At 42.5% G+C, this 26364-nt stretch carries 28 protein-coding genes and 1 other annotated feature; of the genes, 17 read left to right on the plus strand and 11 right to left on the minus strand.

The window, feature by feature from the left end; all coding sequences use genetic code 11:
- Positions 1-77: 77 nt before the first annotated feature.
- Together V5M37_RS05465 and brnQ are read right to left on the minus strand one after the other, a co-directional pair.
- A complete protein-coding gene (locus V5M37_RS05465; protein ID WP_213146538.1) occupies positions 78-1730 on the minus strand; it encodes a glutamine--tRNA ligase/YqeY domain fusion protein in 1653 nt (550 codons plus the stop codon).
- A gap of 158 nt (positions 1731-1888) precedes the next feature.
- The gene (gene brnQ, locus V5M37_RS05470) at positions 1889-3229 is read right to left on the minus strand and encodes a branched-chain amino acid transport system II carrier protein (RefSeq protein WP_423801123.1); all 1341 of its coding nucleotides are present in this window, start codon (positions 3227-3229) and stop codon (positions 1889-1891) included.
- Between the two features lie 57 nt (positions 3230-3286).
- Positions 3287-3532, minus strand: a binding site (T-box leader).
- A 207-nt stretch (positions 3533-3739) separates the two neighbouring features.
- Here brnQ and V5M37_RS05475 point away from each other — a divergent pair.
- From V5M37_RS05475 to V5M37_RS05490, 4 genes are all read left to right on the plus strand, one after another.
- Positions 3740-4756: a 4Fe-4S binding protein gene (locus V5M37_RS05475; RefSeq protein ID WP_423801124.1), complete on the plus strand. Its 1017-nt coding sequence runs from the start codon at positions 3740-3742 to the stop codon at positions 4754-4756.
- A 107-nt stretch (positions 4757-4863) separates the two neighbouring features.
- Positions 4864-5466, plus strand: coding sequence for a TetR/AcrR family transcriptional regulator (locus V5M37_RS05480; RefSeq protein WP_423801125.1), 603 nt, complete (start codon positions 4864-4866; stop codon positions 5464-5466).
- A gap of 311 nt (positions 5467-5777) precedes the next feature.
- Positions 5778-6143 (plus strand): SCP2 sterol-binding domain-containing protein, encoded by a 366-nt coding sequence (locus V5M37_RS05485; protein ID WP_423801126.1) that lies wholly within the window; start codon positions 5778-5780, stop codon positions 6141-6143.
- Positions 6144-6205: 62 nt separating this feature from the next.
- Complete coding sequence (locus tag V5M37_RS05490; protein ID WP_423801127.1) at positions 6206-8089, plus strand: AMP-dependent synthetase/ligase; 1884 nt, start codon at positions 6206-6208, stop codon at positions 8087-8089.
- A gap of 50 nt (positions 8090-8139) precedes the next feature.
- On the opposite strand, the gene V5M37_RS05495 is transcribed toward V5M37_RS05490, so the two are convergent.
- Both V5M37_RS05495 and V5M37_RS05500 read right to left on the minus strand, forming a co-directional pair.
- Positions 8140-9228 (minus strand): copper resistance D family protein, encoded by a 1089-nt coding sequence (locus V5M37_RS05495; RefSeq protein WP_423801128.1) that lies wholly within the window; start codon positions 9226-9228, stop codon positions 8140-8142.
- A complete protein-coding gene (locus tag V5M37_RS05500; protein WP_423801129.1) occupies positions 9228-9827 on the minus strand; it encodes a copper resistance CopC family protein in 600 nt (199 codons plus the stop codon). The genes V5M37_RS05495 and V5M37_RS05500 overlap by 1 nt, the downstream gene beginning before the upstream one ends.
- Positions 9828-10064: 237 nt before the next feature.
- On the opposite strand from V5M37_RS05500, the gene V5M37_RS05505 reads away from it, so the two are divergent.
- Entirely contained in the window at positions 10065-10325 is a 261-nt protein-coding gene (locus tag V5M37_RS05505) for an amino acid decarboxylase (protein ID WP_423801130.1), read from the plus strand.
- Here the strand turns inward: V5M37_RS05505 and V5M37_RS05510 are convergent.
- Positions 10300-11004, minus strand: coding sequence for a Crp/Fnr family transcriptional regulator (locus V5M37_RS05510; protein ID WP_423801131.1), 705 nt, complete (start codon positions 11002-11004; stop codon positions 10300-10302). The two genes, V5M37_RS05505 and V5M37_RS05510, sit on opposite strands and share 26 nt — an antisense overlap.
- A gap of 218 nt (positions 11005-11222) precedes the next feature.
- Between V5M37_RS05510 and V5M37_RS05515 the strand changes: the two genes are divergently transcribed.
- The 4 genes from V5M37_RS05515 (at position 11223) to V5M37_RS05530 (ending at position 14506) form a co-directional block, all read left to right on the plus strand.
- On the plus strand, positions 11223-11522 hold the full coding sequence (locus V5M37_RS05515) for a DUF5658 family protein (protein WP_423801132.1): 300 nt from the start codon (positions 11223-11225) through the stop codon (positions 11520-11522).
- An 81-nt stretch (positions 11523-11603) separates the two neighbouring features.
- Positions 11604-12743 carry a DEAD/DEAH box helicase gene (locus V5M37_RS05520; RefSeq protein ID WP_423801133.1) on the plus strand — a complete coding sequence of 380 codons (1140 nt, stop codon included), beginning with the start codon at positions 11604-11606 and terminating at the stop codon, positions 12741-12743.
- A 96-nt stretch (positions 12744-12839) separates the two neighbouring features.
- Complete coding sequence (locus V5M37_RS05525) at positions 12840-14309, plus strand: amidase family protein (protein WP_423801134.1); 1470 nt, start codon at positions 12840-12842, stop codon at positions 14307-14309.
- A 56-nt stretch (positions 14310-14365) separates the two neighbouring features.
- Complete coding sequence (locus tag V5M37_RS05530; protein WP_172799159.1) at positions 14366-14506, plus strand: hypothetical protein; 141 nt, start codon at positions 14366-14368, stop codon at positions 14504-14506.
- 256 nt (positions 14507-14762) lie between these two features.
- Here V5M37_RS05530 and V5M37_RS05535 read toward each other — a convergent pair whose 3' ends face one another.
- From V5M37_RS05535 to V5M37_RS05545, 3 genes are all read right to left on the minus strand, one after another.
- Entirely contained in the window at positions 14763-16292 is a 1530-nt protein-coding gene (locus tag V5M37_RS05535) for an FAD-dependent oxidoreductase (RefSeq protein WP_423801135.1), read from the minus strand.
- A gap of 115 nt (positions 16293-16407) precedes the next feature.
- Positions 16408-16569: a hypothetical protein gene (locus V5M37_RS05540; RefSeq protein WP_423801136.1), complete on the minus strand. Its 162-nt coding sequence runs from the start codon at positions 16567-16569 to the stop codon at positions 16408-16410.
- A gap of 55 nt (positions 16570-16624) precedes the next feature.
- On the minus strand, positions 16625-17005 hold the full coding sequence (locus V5M37_RS05545) for a DUF1360 domain-containing protein (protein ID WP_284037307.1): 381 nt from the start codon (positions 17003-17005) through the stop codon (positions 16625-16627).
- Between the two features lie 109 nt (positions 17006-17114).
- Here V5M37_RS05545 and safA point away from each other — a divergent pair, with 109 nt between their 5' ends.
- The 7 genes from safA (at position 17115) to V5M37_RS05580 (ending at position 22854) form a co-directional block, all read left to right on the plus strand.
- The gene (gene safA / locus V5M37_RS05550; RefSeq protein WP_423801137.1) at positions 17115-17726 is read left to right on the plus strand and encodes a SafA/ExsA family spore coat assembly protein; all 612 of its coding nucleotides are present in this window, start codon (positions 17115-17117) and stop codon (positions 17724-17726) included.
- Between the two features lie 168 nt (positions 17727-17894).
- Positions 17895-18242, plus strand: coding sequence for a flagellar basal body rod protein (locus tag V5M37_RS05555; RefSeq protein WP_423801138.1), 348 nt, complete (start codon positions 17895-17897; stop codon positions 18240-18242).
- 20 nt (positions 18243-18262) lie between these two features.
- The gene (locus V5M37_RS05560; protein ID WP_423801139.1) at positions 18263-18910 is read left to right on the plus strand and encodes a PspA/IM30 family protein; all 648 of its coding nucleotides are present in this window, start codon (positions 18263-18265) and stop codon (positions 18908-18910) included.
- Between the two features lie 82 nt (positions 18911-18992).
- Complete coding sequence (gene liaF, locus V5M37_RS05565) at positions 18993-19727, plus strand: cell wall-active antibiotics response protein LiaF (protein WP_423801140.1); 735 nt, start codon at positions 18993-18995, stop codon at positions 19725-19727.
- A complete protein-coding gene (locus tag V5M37_RS05570; protein WP_423801141.1) occupies positions 19724-20773 on the plus strand; it encodes a sensor histidine kinase in 1050 nt (349 codons plus the stop codon). Before liaF ends, V5M37_RS05570 begins: the two co-directional genes overlap by 4 nt.
- Positions 20766-21398 (plus strand): response regulator, encoded by a 633-nt coding sequence (locus V5M37_RS05575; RefSeq protein WP_213146556.1) that lies wholly within the window; start codon positions 20766-20768, stop codon positions 21396-21398. Before V5M37_RS05570 ends, V5M37_RS05575 begins: the two co-directional genes overlap by 8 nt.
- Positions 21399-21519: 121 nt before the next feature.
- The gene (locus tag V5M37_RS05580; protein WP_423801142.1) at positions 21520-22854 is read left to right on the plus strand and encodes a polysaccharide biosynthesis protein; all 1335 of its coding nucleotides are present in this window, start codon (positions 21520-21522) and stop codon (positions 22852-22854) included.
- Positions 22855-22904: 50 nt separating this feature from the next.
- Here V5M37_RS05580 and V5M37_RS05585 read toward each other — a convergent pair whose 3' ends face one another.
- From V5M37_RS05585 to V5M37_RS05595, 3 genes are all read right to left on the minus strand, one after another.
- Positions 22905-23516, minus strand: a complete 612-nt coding sequence (locus tag V5M37_RS05585) for a Bax inhibitor-1/YccA family protein (RefSeq protein ID WP_423802577.1) — start codon at positions 23514-23516, stop codon at positions 22905-22907.
- Between the two features lie 81 nt (positions 23517-23597).
- Positions 23598-24002, minus strand: coding sequence for a large-conductance mechanosensitive channel protein MscL (gene mscL / locus V5M37_RS05590; RefSeq protein WP_423801143.1), 405 nt, complete (start codon positions 24000-24002; stop codon positions 23598-23600).
- A 76-nt stretch (positions 24003-24078) separates the two neighbouring features.
- Positions 24079-25581 (minus strand): response regulator transcription factor, encoded by a 1503-nt coding sequence (locus V5M37_RS05595; RefSeq protein WP_423801144.1) that lies wholly within the window; start codon positions 25579-25581, stop codon positions 24079-24081.
- A gap of 205 nt (positions 25582-25786) precedes the next feature.
- On the opposite strand from V5M37_RS05595, the gene V5M37_RS05600 reads away from it, so the two are divergent.
- Entirely contained in the window at positions 25787-26356 is a 570-nt protein-coding gene (locus tag V5M37_RS05600) for a DUF6230 family protein (RefSeq protein ID WP_213118157.1), read from the plus strand.
- Positions 26357-26364 lie beyond the last annotated feature (8 nt).

Below are 26364 nucleotides of genomic sequence, written 5' to 3' on the forward strand. Positions count from 1 at the left end.
AGTTTATATCAGCGAATTAAATAATCAGATTGAAATAAAGAGGCTGCCCCCAAAAATGCGGGGCAGCCTCTTTATTGTTAAAGTTTAAACGAACTTTTCAAGGAAACAATCCTATTAAACACAAGCTTTTCACCATACGCGGTATCCTTCGGATCAACATTGAAATAACCATGCCGGAAAAATTGGAATTTGTCATGCGGCTGGCATTCCTTCATGTTTGGCTCAACATAGCCTTGGTGCACTTCCAGCGAATTTGGATTCACCTTGTCAAGGAAAGTCGCGCCTTCATCTTCCTCGGTCTCATCTAAAATCAGCGGCTCGTAAAGACGGAACTCAGCAGGAACGGCATGTGCCGCTTCGACCCAGTGAATAGTTCCTTTTACTTTTCGGCCAGTAAAGCCCGTACCGCTCTTTGTTTCAGGATCATAGGTGCAGCGCAGTTCAACCACTTTGCCATCTGCATCCTTGACAATTTCCTCGCATTTAATGAAATACGCATGCTTCAGACGGACCTCATTGCCAGGGAAGAGGCGGAAGTACTTTGCTGGCGGGTTTTCCATAAAATCATCCTGCTCAATGTAAATCTCACGGGAGAATGGAATTTTCCTCATCCCCATATCCGGATTTTCCGGGTTGATTTCCGCATCCAAAAGCTCAATTTGTCCCTCTGGATAGTTGGTGATGACCACTTTTAATGGATTAATAATACCCATTGTCCGCGGCGCCTTTAATTTTAAATCCTCGCGGACGAAGTGCTCGAGCATTTCCACATCAACTGTAGCATTATTTTTGGTAACAGCCGTTTCACGAACAAACGCCCGGATAGACTCAGGGGTGAAGCCTCTTCTGCGCATTCCGGAAATGGTCGGCATACGTGGGTCATCCCAGCCATCAACAAACCCTTCATCAACTAGCTGCTTCAGCTTCCGCTTGCTCATTACGGTATTGGTTAAATTCAAGCGGCCAAATTCGATTTGCTGCGGTGTGTTCTCCATCTCACATTGTTCAACAACCCAATTATAAAGTGGACGCTGATCCTCGAATTCAATCGTACAGATAGAGTGGGTAACTCCTTCAATCGCATCCTCGAGCGGATGAGCGAATGCATACATCGGATAGATACACCATTTATCGCCTGTATTATGATGTGTGGCGTGAGAAATCCGGTAAATAACCGGGTCGCGCAGGTTAATATTTGGCGAAGCCATATCGATTTTGGCACGTAACACCTTTTCACCGTTACTAAACTCACCAGCACGCATCCGTTCAAATAAGTCAAGATTCTCTTCGATGGAACGATCTCGATACGGGCTTTCCTTACCAGGCTCAGTCAGTGTTCCTCGGTATTCACGAATTTCATCTGCACTTAAGTCATCAACGTAAGCAAGCCCTTTTTTGATTAGCAGGACAGCGCGGTTGTACATTTCCTCAAAATAGTTAGAGGCAAATAATAAGTCGTCCCATTCAAAGCCGAGCCATTTGACGTCCTCTTTGATAGAGTTTACATATTCAATATCTTCTTTTAATGGATTCGTGTCATCAAAGCGCAAGTTAGTCAGTCCGTTAAAATCATCCGCCAAGCCAAAATTTAAGATGATGGATTTGGCATGGCCAATATGTAAATAGCCGTTTGGTTCAGGCGGGAAGCGGGTCACGATTTTGTCGTGCTTGCCTGATTCCAAATCTTTTATCATTATATCCTTAATAAAGTTAGATGTTTGATTATCCATCCTTTTCAACCTCTTTCATCGTATCTACTTATTATTCATAACATAAATACTGATATTTTTCCATTGTTCCCATCATTTCATCCGAAAAACAGGTATAAAGAAGGTTAACGAAAAAAAGATGCCGGCGGTTCTAAGGCCCGCTGGCATCTACTTTTTAATTAAGAAGCTTTTTCTAATTGTAATTCCTCATTCGAAGAGGATGAACGACTTAATTTTTCCAAAACAACCCCGGCCAAACCACCGGCCAAAGCTGGAACAACCCAGCCTAAACCAACAGAGGCAAATGGAAGCTTGCTCATTAAATGGTTTAGAACGCTTGACTCAAGACCAAACATTTTTAAGCCGTCATACAGGCTGACAAGTCCAGTCAGCAGCATGGCTCCTGCGTATACCTTATGGGAACCGCCGAAGAGGCGATGGCAGAATGCCAGTACGACAAGAACGATTGTTAATGGGTATGCCATTACAAGGAATGGAACAGAAACGGCGATAATTTGGTTCAAGCCTAGGTTAGCAATCAAGAAACTAAGAATCGTTACAGCAGTTACGACAAAACGGTAGCTTAGCTTTGGCAGTATTTTTGAAAAATATTGACCGCAAGCGATTGTCAAGCCGACACAGGTTGTAAAGCAAGCGAGTGTAAAAATTAGACCAAGCAGAACTTTGCCGCTGCTGCCTAAGACAATAGTAGAAGCAGTTGATAACAATGCTGTACCGTTATCAAATGTTCCGTAAGCCGCCATTTTTGCACCAAGGAACCCGATAGCAACATATACAAGTGCCAGTGCCACACCAGCAACCATACCCGTTTTAAGAGTGTAAGCCGTTAATTGTTTCTTCTCAGTTACACCTTTTTGTTTCAAGGCAGTTAAAATTACAATCCCAAACGCTAGCGCTGCTAAGGCATCCATGGTGGAATAGCCATCGATAAAGCCTTTAAAAAGTGACGCTGTTTGATACATTTCAGACGGAGCCTGAAGCGGTTTATCAAGTTTTGCAAATCCTAATACACACAAAACAACAATTGACAATAACAATGCAGGTGTGATGATGCGGCCCATATAGTCGACCACTTTTGATGGATTTAAGCTTAATAAATAAACAAGTAAAAAGAATACTGCCGTAAAACCGAATAAGAGAACGGTCTGGCTAACAGAACCATTTCCCAAAAACGGCTTGAAGCCCATTTCAAAAGCGACGTTGGCGTTGCGTGGAACCCCGAAGAATGGTCCGATTGATAAATAGACAACGATTGTAAAAATGGTCCCGAACCATGGATGAACACGGTTGCCTAAAGTATTAGCGCCGTCCTTTACAAGGGAAATTGCAACCAAAACAAGTAAAGGCAATCCAACCGCTGTTACAACAAACCCGGTAATCGCCGGCCAGAAGGAAGTTCCTGCGCCCATTCCCAAAAAGGGTGGGAAAATGAGGTTGCCTGCACCAAAAAACATTGAAAATAGCATGAGTCCAACAAATAGTGTGTCTTTCTTTTTCATAACTCTCTCTCCCTTTTGACGATTTTCTAAAAACAATACAAAAAGCCCGTCCCTATGGATAGGGACGAGCATGCTCGCGTAACCACCCTACTTCCGCAACACAAAAAAACAGTTGCGGCTCTCGATCAACGTACCATCATACGTGTCCTATTGTAACGGCAGGCGGTCCGGCAGAGCTTACTTGGTTTTTCAGCCCTGCATCTCGGAGATGATTTTCACTTGCGTCCTGACACCGGCTTTCACCACCCGCCGGCTCTCTAAAGTCTAAGAATTACAAGCTACTCTTCTCGTCATCGATTTTGAAGTTTCTAAAAAGTCGAAATAAATTTTATAGATTGATTATATTATACTTCAATAATATTTCAAGTACTTTTTTAAAAAAAAAATTATTTGACAGAATTTAGTCGCTAATTTGACAGCTTTATGAATTACCTAAATGCGATGATTAAAATCACATATCCATATTTTCCTGTTCCTTATAGTTAAGATATGAGGAACGGAGGGAACTTTATGAAGTCAAAAGCCTGGTATAGGAAACAGGTGAAACGAAAGCCTGTTCAAATAACTCGATATGCTGTTCAAGCTATTTTCCTGTTATTTTTGTTATACGTTGGACTAAGATTCTATCAGTTTTATATGCACTTTGAAACGCTTGGGGAAAAGCCTTTTGTTGAGCGTCCATCGGCAGTCGAGGGGTTTCTTCCAATCAGTGCCTTGGTAGCGTTGAAGGTTTGGCTGACAAGCGGCGAATTTGATATGATTCACCCGGCCGGACTTGTCTTATTTGCCTTTTTTATCGGTTCGGGGCTTATCTTTCGCAAATCGTTTTGCAGCTGGTTCTGTCCGGTTGGAACCGTCAGTGAAATAACTGCTTGGTTTGGACGAAAGCTTTTTAAAAAGAATTTTGAGATACCAACTTGGCTGACTTGGATTTTAACTCCGTTAAAATATTTACTTCTGTACTTTTTCATCAGTATGATTCTTGCGATGCCGACGTTTGAGGCAAAGGCATTTTTAGATGAACCGTATAATAAAATTTCTGATGTAAAAATGCTGCTGTTCTTTTTAAACATCGGCGGTTTTGCTTTGAAGGTCATCTTAGTTATTTTTGTCCTGTCCTTATTCTTCAGAAACTTCTGGTGCCGCTTCCTGTGCCCATATGGCGCAATGATCGGCCTTGGCTCCCTGTTCAGAATTACAAAGGTGCGCCGTAATGAAGATACCTGTACGAACTGTGAAATGTGTACAAAGGTTTGTCCGCAAAGAATCAAAGTTCATACCAAAAAGGTTGTCGCTTCGCCAAATTGCAATGCCTGCATGTCCTGTGTGGAGGCTTGCCCAATTAAAGATACATTGAACATGACGGTAGTGAACAAAAAGGTAAATAAATGGTTCATTCCTGTTGGCTTTCTTGCATTGTTTTTCATAGTTGTCGTAGTCGCAAAACTAACCGGCCACTGGGATACGATTATTACCTATAAAGAATGGCAGCAATTGATTCCGGATGCGAACTATGTTGGCCACTAAAAGGCCCGTCTTTTTTGAAAAACTGTTTCTTGTTAAATAGAAAAATATCTTTTAAAATTAAGACAACTCATATGAACAGGTATTAAATAGATTGGACTGATTTATTGATGCTTTTTGTTACGGAAATGCCAAAGGAAGCGAAGGAAAAAATCCTTTATTCCTCACTAGTTCTTTTTACTAATGAGGGGTATAAAAACACCTCAGTTCTTGATATTGTCGAGATGGCAAGAGTCTCAAAAACAACCTTTTACCAGCATTTCAACAGCAAGGAAGAATTATTGGCCAGCCTCTTTGACGTGGTGGCAACCGAAATACTTCAAGAGGTAAACCTGGCCATTGAAAAAGAAACCCGGACAGCTTATAAGGCGTACGTCGGTATCCGCCGCTATATCGAGATTTGTTTTACTGATGTAAAAGTGGCGAATTTAATGCTGGTGGAGTCAGTCGGTGTTTCCCAAGACGTCGAGATGGCCAGAAGTGAGGCTCACCGCCGATTTGCGCAGCTGATGTTTCAAACGGTCCGAGGCTACCTTCCGGAAACTGCTTCCGAGACAGAACTGCATATAGTATCCCAGGCCATGATTGGAGCTATAAATGAAGTAGTCGTACAAAATTATAAAGGAAAGGATGACAGTCCTTACCATTATGATGATTTAGCCCGGCTTCTCAATCGAATAGTAATCGCAGCATTCGTTAATTTAACCAATTAACGGGTGCTTTTTTTTGGCATTCTTGCCTGAATACAGAGGAAAACAACATATCCGTAGGAGAAATGTCGAAAAGCATCGAAAATTTTCAGTTGTACAATACGAGTACGTATTGGTATCATGGAAATATCTGAAAATTCAGCACTACCCATACAAAGGAGGCAAAGCGGATCATTTTCTTTTAAATATAACGATGGTATGTAAAGACTGCTTTGACACAGAACAGAACAGAACCTTCTGGGCGGAGAAGAATATGATACCAATAATGCTTCCGGACCGCTAATACTTTATATCTATTTTAGGAGGGATTAATCATGTCAAAAACAATTGAAGAATATTCTTTAGCAGATTTAATGAAAAAAATTGAGGAAACATTAAATGGGAATTCCGGTCCGATTGAAGGCTTCCAAGCAACCTATCAATTTGACATAACCGGTGATGATGGCGGCACATACCAGCTTCAATTCAAGGATGGCAAGTCAGCGGTTAAGGAAGGCTCTGAAACACCAGCAGACTGTACTTTGATTATGTCTTTGAAAAGTTTCCACCAATTCATGCTCGGCAAATTAAACGGCACGATGGCATTCATGACCGGCAAGCTGAAAATTAAAGGGGATATGGGTAAGGCCTTAAAGATTGAAAGCATTCTTCGCCAATATAACGTAAAAGACAGTTTGTAAGATAAGCGGCCCGGTAATTTACCGGGTTTTCTTTAAAATCTAAATTTGATAGGAGGCTGCCAATGAAGGCGAATAATCTAGTGGAAGTCGTTGCCCGCACTGCCCGCCGTTACGCTGATAAGGATGCATTTTTATGGAAGCAGAATGGGAAATGGCATGGAATCAGCTATTTTACCTTTTGGGAAAAAGTGAAACAGGTGGCAGCAGGCCTTGCCCATCTTGGTGTAAAACGAAATGATAAGATTGCGATATTATCAGAAAATAACCCCTACTGGCCGGTAGCTGATTTGGCCATTTTAAGTCTAGGGGCTGTCAGCGTGCCCATCCACTCAACGCTTCCAAATGATCAGGTCGAGTATATATTAAATAATGCCGATTGCACCTTTATTTTTGTCCAAGATGAAAACTATTTAAAAAAGGTGCCTCAAAATGGGAGCTTTCCCATGAAAACGGCGCTTATCTTCACACCTATGAACTTCACCGAAACAGACACCCTTCTATCACTGCAGTATTTGGCCCAACTTGGTTCTGTAAACCCGTTAGATAATTGGGAATCAATTTGGGATGAATTGACCAGGGACGACCTCGCCACGATTATCCACACGTCAGGAACAACAGGCAACCCGAAAGGAGCAATGCTGTCACACGGCAATATACTGGCTAACATCGAAGGAGTTCAATTCTGGCTGCTTGAAGCAAGACCATCCGATGTGATGCTTTCCCATTTGCCGCTATCGCACGTGTTTGAGCGGATGGCCGGGCAATTTATGCCATTATCAGTCGGTTCAACCATCGCTTATGCTGAAGGAATCGAAAAGGTTCAAGAAAACCTTTTGGAGGTCAGGCCAACTGTGTTAGTCAGCGTACCGCTCCTGTTTGAACGAGTCTATGCAACTGCCCAGAGAATGGTCGAATCCGGTACACCATTACGGAAGAAAATATTTAAATGGGCAATTGGAGTGGGTTTGAAAAAATACGAGCATTATTTAAGCAAAAGCTTTGATGATTTCATGAAAGAAGGCTTCCTGCCTAAAGAAATCAAGCGCAGCTGGAAGATTGCCAATGCCCTTGTCTACAAAAAGGTTAAAGCTAAGCTTGGCGGCAGAGTAAGAGGGCTTATTTCTGGAGGAGGTGCTTTAAATCCAGAAATCGGCAAGTTCTTCTGGGCTGTCGATATTCCGGCACTTGAAGGCTACGGTCTGACGGAAACGGCGCCTGTCGTCTGTACAAATCCGATGGTCCGTTCCAAGGTAGGGACTGTTGGCAAACCGCTTCCGAATTTGGAGATTAAAATTGCTCCGGATGGTGAGGTATTGGTCAAAGGTCCAAGTGTTATGAAGGGTTATTACAAGAATGAAGAAGCGACCGCAGAGGTATTCGAAGATGGCTGGTTTAAAACCGGGGACATCGGCAGTATCGATGAGCAAGGCTATTTAAAAATTGTCGACCGGAAAAAGCGGATTATTGTCCTGACGACGGGAAAGAATGTCGCCCCGCAGCCAGTTGAAAATGCGATGACTCAAAGTATTTATATATCTAATGCAGTTCTTGTTGGCCAGGACAAAAAGTATGTCATTACCTTAATCACCCCAAGCCTGGAGAATCTTTTGCCATGGGCAGAAAAGAAAGGGCTTTCCGGAAATATCGAGCAGCTGTTAAGAGAGCCGGAAGTGCAGCACTTGTTATTGAAGGAAGTGGCCAAATTCACGAAAAAGTTTGCCAAGTATGAACAGCCAAAAAAGGTTGTCATTATTGGTAAGGAGTGGACAGTTGATGATGGTGAACTGACCCCGTCTTTAAAGGTCCGCCTGCCGGAAATTCAGAAAAAATATAAGGACGTTATCGAACATGCCTACGCGGAGGAAAGCTTTATGGATATGCGGATTGCCGCTAATGAGGCGGCAGTTGGCTTATCAGTAAGCCATGAGCGAAGCGGCGGCCATTAAAAAAAAGCGTGAACCACATTCAGCGGTTCACGCTCATTTTATTTTGGCTATTAAACAGCCAGCATTAAAGCTAAATATCCAGCAAGGATAAATAGAATACTCATGATAATGGACATCATTTTTGGCGCTTTTTTGGTAAAGGTTAAGACGATCATTCCCAAAAAAATGAATGCTAATATGAAAAGCCCAACTGACATGGGACCTGGTGAAAAATACAGCGGAAATGTAACCTTGCCATCATGAAAAAAGGTAAAGAGCGGTGAGTAACCAGACTCGGAAAGCGTTGATTGGATATTATGCGGCGGCGATTCCTGGCCAAGTGCCCCTGTCATTGAAAAGATAAGTAACACGACAACACTTTCAAGTCTCACCCAAGGAAGCGGATTAAATGCCGCGTCACTTGATAGTTTTTTTCGAATCAGGATGCTGTTAATAAAAGCAAAGGCCAAAAGCGGGGCAATGGCTAAATGTTTAAGCAGTAATGCCTGTCCCCAAGATAAAGACCACGAATTGACATAGTCCCCTTCATTCATCGTATAGCTCATTAAGTCAAATCCTGTCAGGGCAATCAGGACTAAACAACTGACGGCCACCGGGGTAAACCACTTTAAGAACCGCTGCCAATTATCATGATTTTTTGAAAACCAGCCGACCGTTACGAGAATTCCTATCCATGTGCAAACGGCAAGAAAATGGGTCGAATGGGTGAAATAACCCTGCCATCCGGCAATGGAGCTGGCATGACTCGCTGAGCCTCTCACATTTATTAAAATGATGGTAAAGATAAGCCCTATAAAGGAAAAGATTCGCTTTTTCTCAAGGCGGATAGGTATTAAAAAAATCAACAGAATAAAGCTGATCACAGCAGTACGAACCCAAGACTTCCCAACCTCAAAGTTGAGGAGCACGGATTTAATGGTCATACCTACCCCTAGGTCCTTATACAAATAAAGAATGATTTTTAAAACCGGAACAAACGAAAGAAAAGCAACTCCGAGAGTTGCTGTCAGCAGTATACCTTTTGGAATTTTTATTTGAGGGCGTGCCTTTTCCGGAACAAGCTGTACAATAAAACTTCCTAACAATATGGAAAAGCACAAATAAAGTAAGGCTTCACTAAGGACATTTGCTATGAACATTAAGCACGCTTCCTTCTATAGAGTAACCAATAGCTTCCCGCACCGACGACAATTAAAAGGCCGACTGAGGCAGGGATCACATAGTTTTTAAAGGTCGGTTGGTCTGTTTCAACATTCTTAGCCATAACAGCGGCACTCTTAGCTTTCTGTTCTTTTGCTGCAGTATCGGCAGTTTTGTCTGCCTTTTCTGTTGATGCCTGCTCAGTAGAAGTGCCTTCTGTTGAAGCAGCAGCTTTTTGAATCTCAGGGAGCTGCACCGTAAATGGAATATCGCCTTCTAATAAATGGCCGTCAATTCCGATAATCTTCCAATGTACAGTATATCCGCCGTTTTCTAATTTATCCGTTGGCGTTCCCACTAATTTATTGCCATCAACAGTAACCTGTGTCAGAGGGATTTCCGTACCGTTTTGATTTTTCAATGAAAAGCTGCTGGTTTGTTCTAATTTAGTTTCAAAGGTAAGGGTAATATCTTTAAGTTCCTGTGTTACCACCTCGCCATTTTTCGGAGAGGAATCTTCCAAATGGGAGTGTGCAAATACATTCGTTCCTAATAGAAAAAACAACATGGATACCATGAAGGAGATTTTCTTTATCATTATTTTCAACTCCATTATATTGTTAACATCCTTATTGTTCATTCTATCATTTTTCTTCCCATGAATATTATTTTGAAAGCATTGTTCACAAACATGTCAAATAATCAGTCTGTGTTCTATTTACTTATTAGTTTTTTAAAAAAATTTGTTGACCTTGATTTGAATCAATTCGGCAAGTCAAAGAAAACGATATACTGATTTCAATTAATTAAATCAATATAAGGGAGAGCACGAATTATGTTTGAGATAGTTGATAAGAAAGCGGTCATGGATGTCCGGGAACGAATTGCTAAGGGGGAACATCCACGTCGAGAAATATTAAATTTTATTAAAGCAGCCCCCATTGGAACTATTTTTGAGATTCATCTGCCATTTCGGGCGGAACCGCTTATTGCTAATTTGCAGTCCTTGGGGATGAATGTCATTGTGAATGAGCTTGAACCGATGCATGTCCGCCTCATGTCCGTCAAACTTAAGAGATTTCGGCAATTTTCTTAAGTTGTTCCAGCTCCAGAATCTGAAGTTGCCTTGGACCGTCCAGCGCAATCAGCTTTTGCTTCGCAAACGCCAAAAGCTTACGGCTGACCGATTCTGGAGTTGTGCCTATATAACTCGCTAAATCCTTTTTTGTGATGGGAAGCGTAAATGCCCCGCCTGCAGCCCGCTGTTTATCATGTAATAGAATCAAGGCTCTGGCCAGACGCTGTTCCACTTCCATCAGACTTAATTGTCCCATAGATTCATCGGCTTCAAAAAGCCGGTCATTTAGGGCAAGCAAAAAGCGATAGGACAAATCCGCATTACTTTCCATTGTTTTCAGAAAATCCTTTTTATCAATGTAACAAATGACAGTAAGGGGCCCGGCAGCTTCCGCATTTACATAATGCTTATCATTTTTCAATAAGGAAAACAGCCCGAAAAAATCCCCCGGGAACAGCAAACGGACGATTTGTTCCTTTCCTTCCGCAGACATTTTAGTTAATTTAATCAATCCTTCATTAACTACAAATAAGGCTTCAGATTGTTCTCCATTGCGAAAAATGAATTCCCCTTTACTGAAGGAGCGGCTCCTTGTTACCTTTTGCAAAATTTGCCGATCTTCCTCATTCAACCCTTTAAAAACAGGTACAGACATGAGACATGAAGCTTCATGTGAGCAGCCATGTTCACAGCACATTCTAATTCCACTCCTTAATCGACCATTATTAATTCCATTTTATCTGGTTTCTAATTTGCTTGTAGTGATATCTATCAATACATTTTTTTGATACATTGTTCTATTTTAAGAACATAATGTTCGTTTACCTGTTATAATAAATTTATCTTTATCTTTATATATATCACGTATCGGCATATTGCTTTGTAGAAAGACTGTATAGTGAAAGGGGGGCTAATGTGAGACTTTGCCTTTTCTTGTTGGGAGCAGGGGCGTTGGATGCGCTTTTGACACATTTCGGAATATCTTTAGGAGTCGTGGAAGAGGGAAATCCTCTGATAAAGGCGGTAATTGAAAAAGGCTGGGAGTATTTTTACCTGATTAAAGTTTTCCTTCCCCTTTTGTTAATTGGTTTATATTATCTTAATCCCTTAAAGGGAAGGGTTCGCACCCTTTTAATTTCCGCCTGTGTTCTTTATTTTTCTGTGCTAATTTTCCATATGGTATGGATTCTCCTCTATCTCAATACCTCAGCCTAACCTTTGCCAACTAGACACTTGCAACTAATTACGTTAGTATCAAATACAACATGATAAATGATTTAGAAAAGGGAGTACAACATGTTAAATAATTTAAAGCCATTTTTACAAGAGGCATGGGAAAAGTCTGGATTTCAAACTGCAACGGCTGTCCAAGAACAGGCTGTTCCGTTAATTCTAGAGGGAAAAGATGTGATTGCCGAATCGCCCACGGGAACCGGGAAAACTCTAGCCTATTTACTGCCATTGCTTAATCAAATAGATGCTGATGCGCAGTCCCTTCAAGCGGTTGTACTGGCTTCCTCCCAGGAGCTGGTGATGCAGATTTTTCAAGAATTCCAGAAGTGGTCGGAAGGCAGCGGCATCAGGGGCACATCGATTATTGGCGGGGCCAACCTGAAACGCCAGCTTGAAAAATTAAAAAAGCGTCCGCATGTCATCTTTGCCACACCAGGACGGCTGCTCGAATTGATTAAGCAGAAAAAAGTGAAAATGCACGAAGTCAAAATGATTGTTTTGGACGAAGGCGACCAGCTGCTTATTCATGAGCATTTGGGTTCAGTGCAAACTATTGTGAAATCAACGATGGCCGACCGGCAAGTCGTGTTGTTTTCTGCGACACTGAAGCCTGCGGTCGAAAAGACTGCTAAGGAATTAGCAAATGAGCCGGAATTTTTACGAGTTTCCCGGAATGATTTGGCTTCAGCCAGTGGAGAGGTTGAGCATGTTTATTTTGTCAGCGAACGCCGTGACAAAATCAAATTGCTTGAAAAAATAGCCCGCCTTGAAGGCAGCAAGTCGCTTGCCTTTATCAATGATATTGGTGAACTCGAGGTGCTGAAGGAAAAATTCGATTTTAAAGAACTTTCAGTTGGAATATTACATAGTGAAATGAAAAAGCTGGACCGTCAGGCGGTTTTGAAGGCTTTCCGCGATGGAAAACTGAAAATGCTGATTGCGACTGATGTGGCGGCAAGAGGGCTTGATATTCAGGGAGTCACTCATGTTGTCCAGATTGACATGCCAAAAGATATTACCCAGTATATCCACCGCGCCGGCAGAACCGGAAGGATGGGAGCGGATGGCATGGTCATCTCACTGGTAACAGACCGGGAAGAGCGGGAATTAAAACAGTATGGCCGGGAATTAAAAGTGTCGGTTGAAAAAAGAATTTTCTATAGAGGGCAAATCGTGGCGGAGCAGCAGACGCTGCGGCGTTAGAGGGTTGTGGATTTTCCACAGCCTTTTTTTCATAATGGAAAAGGATTTTAGGTAACTTTCTTGAATAATAAGAGGTGAAATTGGAGGGGAAACGTGATGCAAAGTCCAAAATTAAAAAAGTTTTTTGAAGAATGGCTTGAGGAAGTCACCATTAGTGAAATTCAAGAAAAATTAGAAAGCGGCGAGCTTACATCCAAGGAATTGGTCCTGTTATATTTAAAACGGATTTCAGTTTATGATAAGGAGATTCATTCGGTTCTGGAAATAAATCCAGATGCCTTACAGATAGCGGAAGCACTTGATGTAGAACGAAAAGTGAAAGGGCCGCGCAGTCCGCTGCATGGCGTTCCGATTTTAATAAAGGACAATATTGACACTCATGACAAAATGCATACCAGTGCAGGGTCGCTAGCTTTAAAGGATTCAATTGCCTTGAAGGACTCCTATGTAGCCGAGCAATTACGCAAAGCCGGTGCGGTTATTCTTGGAAAAACAAATATGACGGAATGGGCCAATTTCATGGCGTATGGAATGAAAAGCGGCTATAGCTCGCGCGGCGGTCAGGTATTAAATCCATATGGCCCAGGTAAATTTGATGTCGGCGGGTCCAGTTCGGGCTCGGGTGCAGCAGTGGCTGCCAATTTCGCGGCAGCCGCGGTTGGGACGGAAACTTCTGGGTCGATTTTAAATCCTTCCTGTCAGAATTCGCTAGTCGGCATTAAACCGACAGTCGGTTTGATTAGCCTGCGCGGGATTATTCCAATTGCCCATACTCAGGATACGGCAGGACCGATGGCAAGAACGGTCGAAGATGCTGCGATTCTCCTGGGCGCCTTATGCGGCAGAGATGAGGCAGACCCAATTACGCTGACGAATCCGCTGGCTGGGGTAGATTTTTCAAAAAGTCTTCTTAAGGACGGTTTGGCAGGTAAAAGGATTGGCATCGCTGTTGATGGGTTTCTTGAGCTGTTAACAAAGGAAAAGCAGGACGTCTTACAGGCAGCAATAGAGGCTTTGAAATCGTCTGGTGCGGAAGTGGTGGAGAAAATTGAAATTCCTTGCGCCAAAGCGGAATGGAAATATGATGTGTTAACCTATGAATTTAAGCCAGACCTGAATGCCTATTTGAACGGTTTACATCCATCTATTACAGTTCGCAGCTTGCGTGACTTGATTGCGTTTAACCATGCGGATGAAGAGAGAATGCTGAAATATGGCCAGGCAGTGCTGCTGGAGTCTGAACAGACAAGCGGATCTTTAACAGATTCTGCTTATGTGGATGCGTTGGAATTCGACTTATATCATTCGACAGAGCAAGGAATTGATTATGCTTTGGAAAAATATCGGTTGGATGCGATTGTTTTTCCAGGCGATGAAGGGTCGCACATCAGCGCCAAAGCTGGCTATCCATCCATCGCTGTGCCGGCCGGGTTTACTGTTAGTGGTGAGCCGGTGGGGATCACGTTTGCCGGAACCGCCTACAGCGAACCGGTTTTAATTGAGGCGGCATATGCTTTTGAACAGCTGACAAAATTAAGAAACGCGCCTGTTTTAAGTTTAGAATAAGTCATTTTGTTTTCACTCATACTATCAATGACTTTTTAAAAAAGGAGCTGATTAGTGTGGGTAGAACGAAACTTGGCAACGCGAATGCCCAGCGTAATAACAACCGCAAGAAAGCCATGAAAACAAGCTCTGAATTGGTTGAATTTGAAACTGGCGAAGCTTTAAAACGGAACCGTCCGCACGGGAACCCTAGATAAATGAGATAAAAACGCCTCCCTTGAGCGACTGGGAGGCGTTTTTTTAGGAGAAAGGTCGAATTGCAGATATCCACTGAAAAATTGTAGATATCTTTGAATTTTTGTAGATAACCGCTAATAATTTGTAGATATCCATAAAAAATTGTAGATAACCGCTAATAATTTGTAGATATCCAACTAGGTGTCCTTTCAGTATTGGTCAACAAAGGTCGTTATCCACAACCCAGGTCCTAATCCGCACCTCTTCGACCTAATTTCACCCTTCCGACAGCAATTCCAACCCTTCCTTGGCCGGACCTTCAATCACCTCGCCTTTAAAGGAATAGCGGGAACCGTGGCATGGGCAGTCCCAAGTCTTTTCGGCATGGTTCCACTCACATTCGCAGCCGAGATGGGTGCAGGTTGTGTCTACTACAAAAAGCTTGCCATTATCATCCTTGTAGCCGCCGGCCCTTTTCCCGTTAAACATGACGGAACAGCCCTCGCCAGCAACCAATTCATCGGCATCCTTCGGAACAAATTCAATTTTCCCTTTAATAAGGTGTTTGGCCACATCCAAGTTCGTCGTAATGACATTTTTTAATTCAGGGTCTGCCTGGAACCGGTGCGGGGAATACAGGTCTTTATAAGGATTGTCCCGGTCCAATACATAGTCCCGGAGCAGGTGACCGGCAAAAATACCTGTCGTCATGCCCCATTTCTTAAAGCCGGTCGCCAGCAAAACATTCAACCGGTCTTCCGTAATCGGGCCGATATATGGAACCTTGTCCAAGGTGATCAAATCCTGCGCGGACCAGCGGTAGGCATATTCCTTAATCCCAAATACCTCTTCAGCAAATGCCTCCAAAGCTTCAAAATGCTTCATCGTGTCTTCGCCCTGGCCAGTTTTATGCTTCTCGCCGCCCACAATAATCAACTTTTCCCCATCTATAGGCGTATAACGGATGGAGCGGGGCGGATCGTCGGCGCTGATATACATGCCGCCGGGATACTCTTTAGCTGGCTTGATTCCAATGGCGTAGGATCTGCTCGCATACATTCTTGCAAAATATAGCCCCGGTTTATCGTAAAAAGGAAAATGCGAAGCCATGATCACATGCTTGCACGATACACGATTGCCGCCTTTGGTGACCACCACAGGCTGGGAACCTTCCGCATCCTCAATATCCCAAGCCGTCGTATGTTCATAAACCTGACATCCGGCCTTCACAGCTTCATCCAAAAGTGCCCGCAAAAATTTCAACGGGTGATACTGGGCCTGGTTATGCATGGCCAAAGCTCCTGTTACCTGAATATTGAAAGGAATTGTATCCTTTAACGTGCCAGGAATCCCCAAGCGCTGGTAGGCCTCAGATTCGGTTCCTAGCTTCTTTTTCGACTGCTCTGTAGTGGCATACACATAGGCATCTTCTTTGCTGAAATCACAGTCAATTCCTTTTTCATTTACGAGCCGTTCGACGAACTCAATAGCCGAAGAGGTCGATTCGTAATACTGTCGGGCCTTTTCCTCCCCAAAATGACTAATCAATTCATCATAAATAATGTCATGCTGTGCCGTTAATTTAGCGGTTGTATGCCCTGTTGTGCCGTTTAGCACAGTGCCGGCCTCCAAAATTGCCACCTTCAGCCCTTCCTGTGTCAATAAATAGGCGGCGGTGATACCGGTTATTCCAGCGCCGACCACAGCCACATCAACAGACAAATCTTCATTTAAGGCTTCAAAAGAAGGCAATTCGATTTCCCGCCAATAAGGCTTCGGGAATCTTGGAATTTTATTAGAACTCATAAATACCCTCCATTACCAAAATAATCTCTTGTTTAATTTTTCCTAAAATGAAAAATCAATGTAAGCTAAATAAAAAAGAACCCTGCGTAAACAGGGTCCGTGAGAATATCACCATTTAAGACTTGTCTGTAAATTGGGTTTCGTTATTGCTGTCGTTTTTATCTATACGGGTCGAGTCTTCGATATCTAAGGCACTTCTTAAAAAGTGAACCAATACACCACCTGCAAGACCAAGACAAATCACCACGCCAATTGTCGTAACCCACCAGACACCCACAATATTCCCCCTTAAAATCTTTTTAAAAATATATGCGCAAGGGGAAATAATCTTGCTAATTATCCTTTTTCTTTAGCTCTGAATAATAATCAACTTTTTTAATATTGACGCCGACAAATGTCTCAATAATGGATTGGCCTCCGGCAATGGAAAAAATAAAAATAAAAACTAAAGTTATTTTGGGGAAAATCAAATAGGCGCCTCCCAGAATAATCGCACTCCAGACACCGGCACACCAATAACACTTTAATAAGTAACCAAACAGGGATTTTGGGACCTCTTTGGTATGTACCTCCCCGTTCTCCGTTTTTACCTCTACTTTTTTCATAAATGGCCTGCGAATCGATTCGGTAATTTTATCAAAAACAATTAAATGGGTAAAACGATAGCTCGCCAAAATTAACATAATATAAGTCATCCAGGAAATGTCTTTCACTCGTTTTTAGTCCTCCACAAGCCTCGCAGCATCGGCTTTAAATTATATTTATCCTTCCCTGTATATTTTGAGCCTGAAATCAAAATTCTATATTCGGAGGAGGTGTAAAATGAAAAAATCTCTATGGTTTAGTTTCTTGTTTTTGCTAGCTCTATTTTGTATCCCAAGCGTGTCTTTTGCCCAGCAGATCTATACGGTTCAGCCGGGAGACTCGCTTTGGAAAATTTCAGTCAGGTATCAGGTAGGTCTTTCGGAAATTATCTCTGCCAATCCCCAGTTTAAAAATCCGGCTCTCATCTATCCTGGCCAAAAGGTAACGATACCGGACTTAGGCGGGGTAAAATCGATTGAGAACCAAGTGATTCAATTGACCAATCAGGAGCGTGCGAAAAATGGCTTAAAGCCGATGACCGCGGATTGGGAGCTGTCACGGGTTGCCCGCTATAAGGCGATGGATATGCGGGACAAGGGTTATTTTAGCCATACAAGTCCTACCTATGGCAGTCCGTTTACAATGATGAAGAGTTTTGGAATTTCCTATCGCAGCGCAGCCGAAAATATTGCTGCAGGGCAGACAACACCGGCATCTGTGGTACAGTCATGGATGAACAGCTCTGGGCACCGCGCCAACATTTTAAGCCCTAACACTTATATCGGTGTTGGTTACGCAAAGGGCGGTTCATACGGGCATTATTGGGTGCAAATGTTTATATCTAAATAACATGGAAGAAGGGTCGGTTTCAAAAGAAACTGACCCTTTTTATGTTCTTCGGGCCGACCCCTTTCTAAGACTCGAGACCTATCTAAAAATCAAGCTCTAGCGCAATTATGGAAACCATGAGAAAAAGGTAAGATGAAATCAAGATATAGAAAGGGAGTGAACAACAAAATGAAAAAGTTTGGTTTATTGGTTGCGGGGGGTATCGCCGCAGTGGTGTTACTTTCCACTATCGGTCCAATGGTAGGATTAGTGGTCAGCCTGGTGCTTCTTTACTTCGTAGCAAAGCAATTTTTAAAAGCAGATTCCATCTGGGCAAAAATAGGTCTTGGGATTATCGGATTCATCGTCCTGATGGCAGCTTTCCATAATGTACCTGCCATCATCGGTGCCGTCGCAGCATATGTGCTATATATCATCTACAAAAAATGGAATCAAAACAAAACCATCAAGTTTAAGGAAGAATCCGATCCATTTGTTAATTTTGAAAAACAATGGAACGATCTAACCAAAAACTAATATCAAAGGAGAGTATGATCATGACCAACTTATTTACAAGAATTAAAAACACTGTTTTAGCCGATTTACATGAGGCACTTGATCAAAAGGAAAACAAAAACCCGATTGCCCTGCTAAATCAATATCTTCGTGAAAGCGAGCAGGAAACTGAAAAGGTAAGAAAACTGGTCGAGCGCCAGTACCGCCTGCGGGATGAATTTACAAAAGAACTCCATCAGGCTTCGGAAATGGCCGCGAAAAGAAAGTATCAAGCAGAAGTGGCTGCGAAAGCCGGAGAAGAAGAGTTATATCAATTTGCTCAAAGCGAATTCCAGCAATATGCTGCCCGTGTCGAGCGCCTAAGTGCCTCACTTGACCAGGTAAAAGGTCAGCTTGGGGAATTGGAAAGAAAATATGAAGAAATGAAGCATAAGCTGAAAGACATGCAGCTTCGCCGGATGGAACTGATGGGTCGTGAGAACGTCACGCGTGCTAACCAGCGCATGAATCAGGTGTTAGACTCCAATACCTATTCAGATAAAGCTTTCTCCCGTTTCAAGGAAATTGAGAACTATCTTGATGGCCTTGAGCACAAGGTGAACAGCTCTTATTACCGCAGCACGATTGACGCAAGGGTTGCCGAACTAGAAAAAAACATAAAATTGGAAGAAAGCAAGTCCATTTCTTAACCAAAACATGGTATTCTTATGAAAGAAGGCGTAGGGTCCTACGCCTTTTGACTATACATAAAACAAGAGGAGAGGTGAACCGATGTTTAAAAATGTAAAAAATGACTATCTAGGCTGGCTGATGCTTGTCGGTATGGTCATATTGCTTTTAGAAATATTATTTTTCAACAGCGGGCTCATTTTCTCTTTATTTATCGCAGGCGGTATGGTTTATTTGGGCCGTAAAAGGTCTGGTAAAAAGCTTGGCAAACTGCTTTTCATCGGCGGAATCATTTTCTTTGTCATCAGCGTCTTAAACATGATGACTTTTAAATTTTTTCTATTAGCAATCTTACTGCACTTTTTTATACAATTTATAACCTCGAAAAAGAATCCCAATAAGATTGATCTGCAAATTATCGAAACGGAAAAAACGTCTAAAGAAGAAATGTTCATTCAAAAAAAGCCACTATTTGAGAATATCTTGTTGGGCCAGCAAAAAACGCCGGTCGGTGTCTATGAATGGAATGATATCAATATCCAGGCCGGCATCGGAGACACAATCATTGACCTTAGCTATACGATGCTGCCAAAAGGGGAAACGGTCATATTGATCCGAAACCTGATTGGGAATGTGCAGATTCTCGTTCCGTATGAGGTGGACGTCAGTGTCCAGCATTCCTGCCTGGTCGGTTCCTCAACGGTATTTGATCATCATGAAGCAAAAATGTTTAACCAGATTTTTCAATTAAAAACACCGGGTTATGAAGAGGCCGAGCACAAGGTAAAAATCTTTACTTCGCTCATCGTCGGGAATTTAGAGGTGAGCCGGATATGAGTGCAACAGGCCGTCAGATTATGTGGAGTATCAGTTTTGCCTTAGGTTTGGCGATTATGATTACTGCCGTTTTTACGATAGTTTTTCCTTTGAAAGACTGGTCGGAATTATGGACGAGAAATTTCATGGATATTCCGATTGCCATTTTTGTTCCCGCTTTCAGTATTGCTGGCGGGATTCTGCTGGGTGCTGTGACGGGTCTTTTTTGGAGAAGGCAGTTTCACAGTATTGAACACTCCCTCCATCAATTGGAGGAGGGAAGGCATACGGATGTAACCGGCAAGCAGCCAGTGGCAGAAATGCAGGCGATTGCCGGCCGAATTGAAAAAATCGGCAAACAGCTGGCGGAACAGGCAAAGCTTTCACAGCGTCTCGCCACTGAAAAGGTGGAGGACCAAGAAGCGCGCATTCAGGAAATAATTGAACAGGAGCGGAATCGGTTAGCACGAGAACTGCACGACTCCGTCAGCCAGCAGCTATTTGCAGCCTCGATGATGATGTCAGCCATCAATGAGACGAGGGAAGTATCCGCGGAATCCTTTGAGTCAAAACAGTTAAAAATGGTGGAGGAAATGATTCATCAATCCCAGCTTGAGATGCGGGCACTCCTTCTCCATCTGCGTCCGATTGCCTTAAAGAACAAATCACTCCAGGAAGGAATTGAGGAGCTGCTGCTCGAATTAAGGCAAAAGGTATCGATGGATATTCAGTGGAAGGTAGAGGAGTTTCCGCTTGATAAGGGTGTTGAGGATCATCTTTTCCGGATTCTTCAGGAATCGGTTTCCAATACATTGCGCCATGCGAAGGCGAAAAAACTTGATGTGCTGTTAATTAAGCGAGACCATCTGATTATCATGAGGGTGGTCGATGATGGAATTGGTTTTGAGATTGAATCTGCGAAGGCCGGCTCTTATGGCATGCAGAATATGCATGAGCGGGCGCTGGAAGTTGGCGGTTCCTTAAAGGTTATCAGTATGAAAAATAAAGGGACGAGACTAGAAGTGAAGGTCCCGGTGATGAGTAATGGAGAGGGTGCGGATGATTAGAGTAGTCTTTGTCGATGATCATGAAATGGTGAGAATTGGGGTGTCCGCTTATCTTTCAGCCCAGCCTGATATTGAGGTTGTAGGTGAGGCGGATAATGGAAAAACTGGAGTGGAGCTGGCGTTGCAGCTGCGCCCGGATATCATTTTAATGGATTTGGTCATGAAGGAAATGGACGGAATTGAAGCCACACGGCAAATTATCGAACAGTGGCCGGAAGCCAGGATCATTATCGTGACCAGCTTCTTGGATGATGAAAAAGTATACCCTGCGTTGGAGGCTGGGGCAACGAGCTATATGTTGAAAACCTCAAAAGCGAGTGAAATCGCTAATGCTGTTCGTGCCACTTACCAGGGCCAAACCGTTCTTGAGCCGGAAGTAACCGGAAAAATGATGGTGAAAATGCGCCAAAAAAGCCAGCACCTGCCCCATGAGGACCTAACCAGCCGCGAACTGGAAATTTTGCTTTTGATGGCCCAGGGCAAGACCAATCAGGAAATTGCTGACGAACTTTTTATCGCTTTGAAAACGGTCAAAACGCACGTCAGCAACATTTTAAGCAAACTCAATGTCCAGGACCGCACGCAGGCGGTTATTTATGCATTTAAGCATTCGTTGATTCAATAGATCTTTCAAAGACTTCCCGTATTTGGGAAGTCTTTTTTGCATGCACCGAAAAAATCCCCTACTAATCCGGGAACTTGTCTCATAAGTTTATAAAAGTGAGATTGATAAAGGGGAATCCAAAATGGCTGTTTACTACAAGGGTATTTTCTTTCTGGCGGCAACCGCTTTTTTAGGTGAAGGAATTGAAGTTTTGGTTAATATGATCTTGGCGCGGGAATTGGGCTCTCATGGTCTCGGGCTGTATATGTCCATTCTTCCGACCGTTTTTCTTATTGTCTTGCTTTCGAGTTTCGAACTGCCTGTCTCAATTTCCAAATTTGTCGCGGAAAGAGAGGAACGCTATCATCGGAATATCTTATATCACGCGATAACACTTACGATTGTCTTCACAAGTATTTTATTGCTGGCAGGAACTGCGCTGATACCGTTTATCCCGGTATTTGATGCCTACCATCCATACATCAGGTGGCTCGTGCTCCTCTTAATCCCGGTGATCTCCTTCACCTCGGTTGCCAGGGGCTATTTCATGGGCAATCAGCATATGGGGAAAATTGCAATTTCTAATTTCCTCAGGAAAGTAGTCCAGCTTGGGCTTTTGTTTGCACTGTTCCGCTTTTTCAAGTTTAACGCGGAGACCTCCTTGTTAGTGGCCCTTGGGACGCTAATTGGCAGTGAAGTTGTCGTCTTTCTTTATTTAATTTACATGTTCATGATTCAATATCACCACTTGAAACGCCAGCCGTTTTCTAATCTCAATCGCAAGCTTGTCAGGAAAAATTTAATGGCGGTCTCGATTCCAACCACTAGCATGCGCTTGTTTTCGGCTTTTACGGGTGCTATCCAACCCTTTATTATCAAAGCGGCCCTGGTCCATGCCGGCCTCACTCATACAGCGGCAACGGAGCAGTTCGGGATGCTGATGGGAGTGGCGATGTCGATCGGCTTTTTCCCGGCGTTTATAGCCCATTCCTTACTGATCGTACTTATCCCGGCCGTCTCGAAAACCCATTCCGAACGGGATTACCCATCGCTTAGAAAGATGCTTCAGCAGGTAATGGTCCTTACCTTCGTCTACGGCATTGCGGCCGTTACGATTTTTTACTTTTTTGCACCCGAGTTGACCTCTTTATTTTTTAAATCAGAAACATCGGCTATTTACCTGCAGCTGCTCTGGCCGTTTTTCTTATTTCATTACTTCATCATGCCGCTTCAGGCGTTTATGATTGGACTGGATATGATCAAAGAGGCGTTTTTCCATATTATTTGGTCGACGGTCATTGGCTTCGCTCTGATTCTTTGGCTTGGCTCGATGTATGAGTGGAGAATGAATGGAGTCATCATAGGCATGAATACAGGATCGGTTTTATTGTTCTTGATGCATTATGCTACTGTTTGCAAAAAAATTGGACTTACCTTTTTTATGAAAGGGACTATTCCAAAAACAATGGAGCATTAATAAATGAAAAAGGAGCCTGGTCACTGGACCAAGCTCCTTTTCTAGTTTAATTAGTCGCGGCTATTCAAAATCCCGAAAATACGCAGGATGCTGACGAATAGGTTGATGAAGTCCAAGTATAAGCTTAACGCCATCATTGGTACATCTTCCGGACGGACACCGTAGTGCTTCATCCGGCTGATATCAAAGAGAACATATCCGCTGAATACCAGTACCCCGATGAAGGAGTAGGCAAGCATCCCGGTTGAGCTTAACGGGAAGAAAATGTTGAAAATCGAAATGGCTACTAACGCAAGCAGGGCAGCGAGCAGAAATCCGCCAAGGAACGAGAAGTTCCGTTTGGATTTAGCCGCATAAATGGAAATTCCTCCAAATACGACGGTTGTTGTAGCAAACGCCATGACAACAACATTGGCACCGGCAGTTGCTGCGTAATAAGCGACAATCGGATACAGGGTAATTCCCGAAATAAAAGTAAAGACATAAAGGAAAGAGTAAGAGATGGCTTTCCTTCTTCTAAAGAAAACAGCAGCAAGAATCATGATGAATTCTAAAATAGCTAATGGCATAAATAAGGCAGGAGGAACATAAACACCGGCCATCGTTCCCACAAAGGCAATGGCAAGGGATAACGCAAACGTCCGTAATACCGATGGCATCATTTCAGTCGAAGTTTGTGTATTATACAATTTATCTTCACCTCAAAAATAATTTGCTTACATTAAAGATATACGAAAAAGTGGTCAAGGAGTTTCATTTTTTCGTAAAAAAACTTTGTCTTCTTTTAGTAAATCGCGAATTTCAGCAAGCAATTCCTCTGAGCGGTCTACTTTTACCGGTGCTTGTTCTTTTACCTCTTCCTTCTTCTTGAAACGGTTTAAAAACTTGATAAAAAGAAAAATCGTGAAGGCAACGATAAAAAAGTCGAGAACGTTTTGGAGAAATTGGCCGTACATTAACTTTGCATCTCCAACCTTAATCATATGACTTTTGATATCGATGCCCCCGGTTATTAATCCAATTAAGGGCATAATCACATCGGCAACTAATGATGAGACGATTTTCCCAAACGCTCCGCCGATAATAACACCGACTGCTAAATCGATGACATTGCCTTTCATCGCAAATTGCTTAAATTCATTCCACATACAATTCAACCTCCACTTAATGGCTAATATAAAATTGTACCCATAAGTGCAAACTTCTGCAACCCCGACCAAAGACCTAAGAAATTAATTTCATTTTAATCGCCTTGACAGCCGCATCCGTCCGGTTTTTTGCCTCTAGTTTTTGAATAATAACCGACACATAATCACGCACTGTGTAGCTGCTTAAATGGAGCTCCTTAGCTGCTTCACTAATGGAAGCTCCTTTGGCAATCAGCTTTAGCACGTCTTTCTCCCTAGGTGTTAACAGTGTGTCAAAGCTTCCGAACTGCTGGAGAGCCTCATCCCAAATGGAAAACAACAACTCCCCAGCGTAATGGCCAAATTTAATTAGTGTGGTTAAAGTTTGATTCGACACAAGAAAATCAGAATATTCCCCTTGGTCCAAGATGGCGATTCCAATCAGTTTGTTTTTTGTCGGAACAAAAATAGGCAGCACAACTAACGAGCGAAGTTTAAATTCATGAATATATTTTTCTGGCAGCACTTCTGCGGCATTGGAAAAATAGAGAGGCTGTGAATGCGTTAACGAGTTTAGATACTTTTTAATTAGGGGAAGTTTAAAAATCTCCTCCCTAATTTGCTGGACGGACGATGTGCTGACATTATGACCGGAAACACCAATCCCTTTTTCTTCATACTGATTATATAAAAATAAGGCACAGCGTTCGAATGGCATATATTCAACCAGGCCTGTCGTAATCGCATTAACAGCATCGCCTGCACTGCGGGAAAGAAGCAGGTGCTGTAAAAATAAAAGCGAAGTATTTTTCCAATCAATTTTGCTTTCCAAATGGTAAAGCTTTAGCTGATGAAGATACATTTCCCTAATAAAATCGATTTGCTGTTCTTTTACTTGAAAATTCTCATTCTCAAGGCAAATAAGCAGGGTGTCATTTAAGCAAGGAATTTGGATAAGGGGAGAACCACCCGAGTTTTGGCCTATTAATCTTTCAATTGCAATGGATAGGTGGCCGATTTCCCGAGCCTTTAAGCTTTTACACATTTCAAGCAAATGACCGTCTACTGGATTCTCATCGGAACAGACAACGCTATCGATGACATACTCTTCTTTGTCTTTTTTTACAATGGCAACCCACTTCATAGGGAGAACATTGGTTTCAATAATGATTTTTGCGCTGTTTTCGTTTCGGTATTCCATGTCCTGACTGAGAAGTGCCTGGTCTAGTATTCTAATGAAAAAAGCTTGGATGGCTTGATGGTCAAGAAATGTGGACTCTGGATTTCTGTCCAGAAGCTTGTGAAACATATTTTCAATGGTTGTGACAAGAGAAAGGGCTTCATATTCATCATACTTGCTGGAAAAACGCTTTTGCCATTCGGCAAGCAAGGATAGGATAAAAGAATCAGCATTAAGGCTTTTATTTTGAAATACATCTTTAATAGCAAACTGAATAATGACATCAATTTCATCAACTAAACTTTGATTGCGATATTTTAATGAAGGCATAAGTATCTTCCACTCTTTTAAAAAGGGAGAACTTAGCTCGTAAAGAATGGAAAGTCCTTTTAATAAGAGCCGCTCCACTTTTTCTTCCATAAAGCTTCCACCTCCGGACAATCTATATTTATATAATAATATGGATTGGAAAAATTTCCAATACGCCCTTAGTAGTATTCCCCCGACATTTGACGGGGGTCCTAATAAATTTCCGATATTTTCAGTGATTGTAGTTGTCTAAAAAGAAGTGTAAGGTAAAGTAAGTAATTATTATTTAAATATTCGGAATTGTAGGAGGTTTTTTATGGAGAATCCAGTTCAACTTGAAGGAACAATTAGTAAGAAAGCTTTCTGGTCAGCATTGACAGCGGGATTTTTAGCTCTCGGACTGCTGTTAGTGTCATTCGGCATTTCTGGTGTCGCTTATGCAGTGCCAATTGCGGGTGTAGGTGATTTCTATGTTGAGTTTGATAAATTAGAAGGCACAGGGTATACCTTCTATCCAAAGATGGGGGAAACAAGCTCAGAGGATTCTGCACCGCAAGGAACAAACCTTATTGAAAATTTAACGATTACCAATTTGCAATTATACAAGGATTTTAAGGTAGGCAGTGAGTGGATTCGAGTCAAAATTCAGGCTTCCAAGCCAGTTCAAATCAGCGGACTGCAGCATGATGCCGGCCTTATTGAAGCAGATGCGAAGTTCCAGAACCTGGTCCTCGAGGAGAATCACAGTGATGACTGGCAAAAGCAATTCCAGCAAAAATCCTCCACCATCACATTAGAACATGCCAAATTAAAAACTCATTATCTATTTCAGAAAACGATTAATATGAACGGTATGAAGCTGACTGTAGAAAGAATTAAAAAATAAGGAGGGAA

This window comes from Neobacillus sp. SAB-20_R2A (genome assembly GCF_049568635.1).
Taxonomy (GTDB): Bacteria; Bacillota; Bacilli; order Bacillales; family Cytobacillaceae; genus Neobacillus; species Neobacillus citreus.